The sequence below is a fragment of the Rhizobacter sp. P2_H3 genome (assembly GCF_056403355.1).
On sequence record NZ_JBFUFQ010000048.1, the window covers coordinates 24761 to 31999 of the forward strand.

8 protein-coding genes are annotated in these 7239 nt (G+C 69.9%); 3 read left to right on the forward strand and 5 right to left on the reverse strand.

From position 1 onward, the window contains the following. Nucleotides 1-5: 5 nt before the first annotated feature. Entirely contained in the window at nt 6-1310 is a 1305-nt protein-coding gene (locus tag AC1D1T_RS12025) for an efflux RND transporter periplasmic adaptor subunit (protein ID WP_465110434.1), read from the reverse strand. Nucleotides 1311-1459: 149 nt separating this feature from the next. Between AC1D1T_RS12025 and AC1D1T_RS12030 the strand changes: the two genes are divergently transcribed. Then, nucleotides 1460-1909 carry a hypothetical protein gene (locus AC1D1T_RS12030; RefSeq protein WP_477825859.1) on the forward strand — a complete coding sequence of 150 codons (450 nt, stop codon included), beginning with the start codon at nt 1460-1462 and terminating at the stop codon, nt 1907-1909. Between the two features lie 4 nt (nt 1910-1913). Here the strand turns inward: AC1D1T_RS12030 and atpE are convergent, their stop codons facing one another. Next, on the reverse strand, nt 1914-2156 hold the full coding sequence (gene atpE / locus AC1D1T_RS12035) for a F0F1 ATP synthase subunit C (RefSeq protein WP_047511051.1): 243 nt from the start codon (nt 2154-2156) through the stop codon (nt 1914-1916). A 16-nt stretch (nt 2157-2172) separates the two neighbouring features. Beyond that, nucleotides 2173-2535, reverse strand: a complete 363-nt coding sequence (locus tag AC1D1T_RS12040; RefSeq protein ID WP_465110432.1) for a nuclear transport factor 2 family protein — start codon at nt 2533-2535, stop codon at nt 2173-2175. 115 nt (nt 2536-2650) lie between these two features. Here AC1D1T_RS12040 and AC1D1T_RS12045 point away from each other — a divergent pair, with 115 nt between their 5' ends. Continuing rightward, nucleotides 2651-3925, forward strand: a complete 1275-nt coding sequence (locus AC1D1T_RS12045) for an amidohydrolase family protein (protein ID WP_477991919.1) — start codon at nt 2651-2653, stop codon at nt 3923-3925. Here AC1D1T_RS12045 and AC1D1T_RS12050 read toward each other — a convergent pair. Next, nucleotides 3922-4977, reverse strand: coding sequence for a M48 family metallopeptidase (locus AC1D1T_RS12050; RefSeq protein ID WP_477828054.1), 1056 nt, complete (start codon nt 4975-4977; stop codon nt 3922-3924). The two genes, AC1D1T_RS12045 and AC1D1T_RS12050, sit on opposite strands and share 4 nt — an antisense overlap. Further along, a complete protein-coding gene (locus AC1D1T_RS12055) occupies nt 4974-6275 on the reverse strand; it encodes a YjgN family protein (RefSeq protein ID WP_477838537.1) in 1302 nt (433 codons plus the stop codon). The genes AC1D1T_RS12050 and AC1D1T_RS12055 overlap by 4 nt, the downstream gene beginning before the upstream one ends. A gap of 115 nt (nt 6276-6390) precedes the next feature. On the opposite strand from AC1D1T_RS12055, the gene AC1D1T_RS12060 reads away from it, so the two are divergent. Continuing rightward, nucleotides 6391-7008 carry a glutathione S-transferase N-terminal domain-containing protein gene (locus tag AC1D1T_RS12060; RefSeq protein ID WP_477828999.1) on the forward strand — a complete coding sequence of 206 codons (618 nt, stop codon included), beginning with the start codon at nt 6391-6393 and terminating at the stop codon, nt 7006-7008. Nucleotides 7009-7239 lie beyond the last annotated feature (231 nt).

Genomic DNA, 7239 nt, shown 5'->3' on the forward strand with positions numbered 1-7239 from the left:
TTGAATCACTGGCTGACGGCGACCTGCTCCGCCCCCTGGAACAGCTCGGCACCGGACACCACCACCCGGTCGCCGACGGCCAGGCCGCCGAGGATCTCGACCTTGTCGAGGCTGCGCGCGCCGACGCGGATCGGCGTCTTCACCGCCATGCCGTCGCGCAGCACGTACGCATGCGCGCCACCGGATTCGTCGACGAAGCTGCCGCGTTGCACGGCCAGCACGTCATCGCGCTTGTCGAGCAGCACGCGCACCGACAGGCGCTGGTTCTGCCTCAGCTGGCTCGGCTGCTCGCCCGCGCCACCGCTGAAGCGCAGCCGCGCCGCCACCTCGTTGTTGACGACCTCTGGCGACACCGTGCTGACCGCCGCGCGCCACGTGTGGCCGTTGCCGCTGATCTCGCCCGGCATGCCGACGCCGAGATCGCGCGCGAAACTCTCGGCCACCTGCATCTGCACCTCCAGCGCCGACAGGTCGATCACCGACAGCAGCTGCGCATCCTTCGCGACATTCGCATGCTCGGCAATGAACAACTGCCCCACCTGCCCCTCGACCGGCGAGCGCACCGTCAGGCTCTCGACCTGGCGCTGCAGGTCCTTCACCAGCAGCAGCTGCCGCGCATGCGCGAGCTGGCGGGCCTGCACATCGAACTTCAGGCTGTCGTCCTTCAGCCGCAGGCCGGCCTCGGCATGGTCGAGCGCGATGCGCGCCTTCTGCAGCGTGTCGCGCGCATGCTCGACCTGCATGCCCGACACCGCGCCGGCGTCGAACGCCTTCTGCTGGCGCGCCAGGTCGTTCTGCGCACTGCTGTGGTCGATGCGCGCCGCATCGAACGCCCCCTGCAATGTGCCGCGCTGCTGCCGCGCATCCACGTCGGCACGCAGCACGTCGGCCTTCATCGCGTCGGCATTCGACAGCTCCTGCGCGAGCTTCGCGGCCAGCTCGGGGCTGTCGATCACCGCGAGCACCTGGCCGCGCGCGACCCGGTCGCCGGCATGCACCTTCAGCGTCGCGGCACCGCCGCCGGCCGCGTACAGCGTCGGGCTCACCGCGGCGACGACCTTGCCCTCGGCCGCGATGTCGCGCACGAACGGGCCGCGCTGCACGGTCGCCACCACCAGCCGCGAGGCCGACACCGACGAGCCGCTCGAGAAGCCGTGCCGCAGCGCCGGCGTCGAGAGCGCGACCGCGAGCAGGGCCGCCAGCGCCGCGCCGGCGGCCAGCCACGGCCCGGGCCGCAGCCGGCGCTTCGGCAACGGCTGGTCCTGGGCCGAGGTGTCGCGGATCAGCGGAGCGTCGTTCGCAGCGTTCATGGCCTGCTTCATTGCAACGCCCGTGCCCGCTCCCGCCGGCGATGAAAATCCCATTGAATCAAGGGCTTGGCGCGGATTGCCCCTGCTGCCGATGTGTCCGCGGACAGCCACCGGACGGACAGCGGACAGCGCACGGACAATCCGCGGCCATGACGCCGACACCCACTGCCCTGGCCGCGCTGATGCAGGCCTTCTTCGACGCCGTGTCCTTCGAGCCCGGCGGGCGCCCGCCCTACGAGCGGCTGCACGGGCTGTTCATCGACGGCGGCCTGCTGATCCGCAACATCGGGCCGGCGCCCGAGGTGACGGGCGTCGCGCAGTTCATCGCGCCGCGCCAGCGCTCGGTCGAGGCCGGCGAGCTGACGGCGTTCCGCGAGACCGAGCTGGCCGAGATCACCGAGGTGTTCGGCCAGGTGGCGCACCGCACCAGCACCTATGCGAAGACCGGCACGCTGAACGGCCAGGCCTTATCGGCACGCGGCGTGATCTCGACGCAGTTCGTCTCGACGCCCACCGGCTGGCGCATCAGCGCGATGGCCTGGGACGACGAGCGGCCGGGGCTCGCGCTGCCGGCACGCTACGCGCCGCCTGCCGCCTGAACGCTCACCCCTTGAAGGGGTTGGCGGTCGCGAACCACAGCCCGATGCCGGTCGCGATGATGAACGCGCCGTCGAGCACGCCGACCAGCAGGAACACCTTCTGCTGCAGCGGCTCCATCAGCTCGGGCTGGCGCGCCGAGGCTTCGAGGTACTTGCTGGCCAGGACACCGACGCCCAGGCAGGAGCCGATGGCGCCGAGGCCGATCATGTGGCCGACGGCCAGCGGGACGAGGTCGATACCGTTCATGACAAAGGCCTTTCGTTCACTGTGAGTTCTGGTCGAGGAAGCCGGTGACGCTGCGCAGGCGCCGATCGTCGAGCAGCTCGGCGAAGTCGGTCCCGCGTGCGACGCCCTGTCCGCCGGCGTCGCACAGCTGCCACGAGAAGCGCAGGTAGCGGCCATGCGCATCCACCTGGCCATGCGGCTCGAAGCGGTGGCCCGGGTAGTGCTGCTGCACGGCGCCGATCAAGCCGCTGATCGCCTCGTGGCCGCGGACGTCGGCCAGCGGGTCGGTGTAGCGCGCGTCGGCACTCCACAGCTCCGCGATCAGCCGCGCCCGACGCGCCGCATCGCTTTCGTTCCAGGCCTCCAGATAGCGGGTGACCAGGGTGCTGGCATCATTCATGAATGCTCCTTCGGGGTTGAGTGAGTGAGAGGACATGGCTGCATCCTCGCGGCCTGGCCGCCTGCAGTCGATGACCTCCCAGGTCAAGTCGCCACGCCAGTCAAAGGAGAACCCGATGCTGTTCGTCCGCAACGTCACCCTGCCCGACGGCCGCCGCGGCCACGATGTGCTCGCGCGCGACGGCCGCATCGAGGCGATCGGCCCCCAGCTGCCGCAGCCCGAGGGCGCAACGCTGCTCGACGGCCACGGCTGGCTGCTGTCGCCGCCCTTCGTCGACGCGCATTTCCACATGGACGCGACGCTCAGCCACGGCCTGCCGCGCGTCAACCAGAGCGGCACGCTGCTCGAGGGCATCGCGCTGTGGGGCGAGCTGAAGCCGCTGCTGACGCAGCAGGCGCTGGTGGAGCGCGCGCTGCAGTACTGCGACTGGGCGGTGGCCAAGGGCTTGCTCGCGGTGCGTTCGCACGTCGACGTCTGCGACGACCGGCTGCTCGCGGTCGACGCGCTGCTGCACGTGAAGCAGGTGGTGAAGCCGTACCTCGACCTGCAGCTGGTCGCGTTCCCGCAGGACGGCGTGCTGCGCTCGCCCACCGCGCTCGCCAACCTCAAACGCGCACTCGACCGGGGCGTCGACGTGGTCGGCGGCATCCCCCACTTCGAGCGCACGATGGCCGACGGCGCCGAGAGCGTGCGGCTGCTGTGCGAGCTGGCGGCCGAGCGCGGGCTGCGCGTCGACATGCACTGCGACGAGAGCGACGACCCGCTGTCGCGCCACATCGAGACGCTCGCGTTCCACACGCAGCGGCTCGGGCTGCAGGGCCGCGTCACCGGCTCGCACCTGACCTCGATGCACTCGATGGACAACTACTACGTCAGCAAGCTGCTGCCGCTGATCGCCGAGGCGCAGGTGCATGCGGTGGCCAACCCGCTGATCAACATCACGCTGCAGGGCCGCCACGACAGCTACCCGAAGCGCCGCGGCATGACGCGCGTGCCCGAGTTGATGGCCGCCGGCGTCAACGTCGGCTTCGGCCACGACTGCGTGATGGACCCTTGGTACTCGTCGGGCAGCGCCGACATGCTGGAGGTCGCGCAGATGGGCCTGCACGTGGCGCAGATGACCTCGCAGGCGCAGATGCGGGCCTGCTTCGATGCCGTCACCGTCAACAGCGCGAGGATCCTCGGGCTCGAGGGCTACGGGCTGCAGGCCGGGGCGCGCGCCGACTTCGTGCTGCTGCAGGCGCGCGACCCGGTGGAAGCGATCCGGCTGCGCGCGACGCGGCTCGCGGTGGTGCGCGGCGGGCAGGTCATTGCGCAGACGCCGGCGGCCACCGCGACGCTGTCGCTGCCAGGGCGGCCGGACAGCGTCGACTGGACGCTGCAGCGCTAGCGGCCTGCGGCCTCGCGGAAGTAGCGGATGCGGTCGTCGTCGGCCGGGTGCGAGGCGATCGCGATGCCGAGCCAGCCGGGCTCGCCGCCATCGGAGCGCTTGCGGCGCTCCTCGGCGATCTTCTCGAAGAAGCGCACCATCGCGTCGGGCGAGATGCCGGCGGCCTTCATCAGGTGCACGCTGTCGGCATCGGCCTCGCGCTCGGCATCGCGCGCATAGCCTGCCTGGCCCAGCACCAGCGGCACGCCGGCCAGCAGGCTGCTGAAATCGCCGACCACCAGGCTCGTCACGACGCCCAGCGCGGTCGCCTGCACCAGCATGCGCAGCCCGTGGCGGTGGCGCACATGGCCGAGCTCGTGGCCGAGCACGCCGACGATCACCGATTCGTCGCCACCGACCAGCGCCACCAGTTCGTCGGTCAGCACCATCGTGCCGCCGGGCAGCGCGAACGCGTTCGGGCCCAGCGACTTGTCCTTGCCGCGGCGGAACAGCAGCTCGTGCGGCGGCGCGCCCTGCGGGTACGCCTGCGCGATCGCGCGCTCGAACGCGGCACGCAGCTTCGCCTGCTGCGCCGCGGGCAGTTCGCTTGCCTGCACCAGCTCGCCGTCGACCGACTTCATCGCCGCGTCGCCGATCTGGCGGTCGACCGAAGGCGGCAGCATCGCGACGACCGCGCGCGAGGCCCACGGCAGCCCCCACAGGTAGCCGGCCCCCATCAGCAGCGCGAACGCGACGACGATGCCGCCGACCCAGCGCCAGCTCTGCTGCGCCTTGACGACCAGCGTCTCGCCGCGGCCGCTGGCGCGCGCCCAGGCGTCCCACGCCGCCGAGTCGGTGCAGTGCAGCGCGCCGCCGTCTTTCAGGTGCGCCACGCGTGCGCCGTGGCGGGTGCGCTCCGGCCATTGCACCTCGGCCAACGGCACGCTGCGCGCGACGCCGTCGCCGGCGATCAACAGGCGCTCGCCGCCGACGTGGATGCGCACGCGGTGGCTGCGGGCGCTGCGGCCGTCGAAGTAATCCACCTCGAGGGCAGGAGCGGCGGGCGCGTTCACAGGCCGACGTCGATGCCGAAGAAGTCACCGGCCGCGTCGCCGGCGGCATCGCCTTCGTGGCCGGCCTGCGCGACCAGCGCGTCGATGTGGGTGCGGCTGACGATGCCGACCGATTCGAGCCGCAGCCGGGTCAGCGCGACGCGCGCGAACGGCCAGTACAGGCCGAGCGTGACGATCATCAGCAGCCAGTTCGCGAGCGTCACGCGCAGCAGCGGCCAGAAGCGCAGCTCGCTCTTGAAGCGCAGGTGCTGGTTGCCGGTGCGCGACCACAGCAGGTTCTGGAAGCGCGAGGTGAAGTACGGCCGGGCGAAGACCTGCATCAGCAGCCACGATGCCAGGATCACGATGAAGCCGAGCACCATCGCCGCAACGCGGCCGGTCTCGCCGCGGTTGCGAATCAAGTCGGCCACGCTGGAGCCGAGCAGCGTGGCCAAGCCGAAGACGACGAGGCCGGCCACGACGCCGGCCACCAGCCACACGCCCAGGCTCTTCAGGCACAGCCCATAGAAGGCCCCGGGGCCGGCGCGCAGCTCGGTCTGCAGCTGCGCGAACGCATAGTGGTCGTGCTGGTACTTCTTCAGGTTCCACATCATCAGCGGCAGCACCAGCAGCGTCACGCCCATCACCGCGGTGAAGGCCGGGCCGAACCAGCCGGGTGGGTGGACCTGGTCGGGCACCGCAAGCAGGACGCCCAGCAGCACGGCGCTGGGCGCGAACACCGGCAGCAGTGCGCGGTAGGCGCCGGCTGCGTCGCCCTTGAAGCGAAAGCGCAGCCCGCGCCAGCTGGTGTTGGCGAGGCGGAACTGCAGCGACGACTTGAACAGTGCCGGCCACAGCGCCGCGACGATCACGAAGGCCACCAGCCCGGCCATCGGCGAGAACTGGCCGGCCACCGAATACAGCCCGCCGAGCAGCACCACCAGCAGGTAGCCGCGCAGCATCTTCTTCGGGTCGCCGTGGAAGCCGAGCGGGTGGCCGGCCACCAGCGTGTTGCCGTAGAAGTAGCGCAGGCGGCGCACCTTGGCCCACGGGAAGTAGAGCCCGGCGGTGACCAGCGTGAGCAGCAGGTTGACGATCCAGATGCGGAAGTATTCGCTGCCGGAGCCGGTGAAGCGGATCGGCAGGCGTTCGTTGAGCGTGCTGTCGAAGCTGGACGGGGTGACCGTGGGCGGCACGGTGGTGGTGTCGAGCGTCGAGATCACGCCGTTCAGGCCGGCGCTGTCGATGCTGGCGCTCTGGGCGGGCTGGTCACCGTCGGGCGCGGTGAATCCGCCCTGGGGGCCGTGGGGTGTTGTCATGTCGTGTTGCGCCGTGCGGGGTGGATGGCCGGCGTTCTCCCTCGCCGAAAACTTTAACACTGCGTTTCAGACAGCCACCCTTCGCTAGAATCGTTTTCACTCCAGGGACACCCACATGAAACTCATCGGCTCGCTCGCAAGCCCGTACGTGCGCAAGGTGCGCATCGTGATGGCGGAAAAGAAGCTCGACTACCAGTTCGAACTGGAGGACGTGTGGACGAGCGACGCGATCATGAAGTCCAACCCGCTGGGCAAGGTGCCGGTGCTGGTGATGGAGGGTGGCGAGGCGGTCTTCGACTCGCGGGTGATCGTGGAGTACATCGACACGCGCTCGCCGGTGGGCAAGCTGATTCCCGAGACCGGGCGTGAGCGCACCGAGGTGCGCACCTGGGAGGCGTTGGGGGATGGCCTGCAGGATGCGGCGATCCTGGCCAGGCTGGAGCAGACCTGGGCCGGCCGCAGCGAGGGCCAGCGCAGTGCGGCGTGGGTGAGCCGGCAGATGGACAAGGTGCATGCCTGTTTGGCGGCGATGAGCCAGGGGTTGGGCGAGAAGGCCTGGTGCTCGGGCAACCACTTCACGCTGGCCGATATCGCGACGGGCTGCGCACTCGGGTACCTGGATTTCCGATTTGCCCATATCGATTGGCGGACGACGTATCCGAACTTGTCGAAGCTCTACGAGAAGCTGGCGGTTCGGCAGAGTTTTGTGGATACGGCTCCGCCGAAGGTTTAGGGTCTTTTCACTGCGTGAGGCTGCTGCCGGGTCTCGCCCCGGCGGGCGAGTCACTTTCATTTGCTGGCTCAAATGAAAGTAACCAAAGCAAAGAGCCCTCAACCCGAAAACCATACGGTTCGTTCAGTCTCGCTGCGGACAACACTGACGCTTCGGCTGGTGCCCCACGTTCATTGGGATTGTTGGCCGTTCTTCTCCACCCAGCTCGCTACGCATCGCCAAGATGCATGG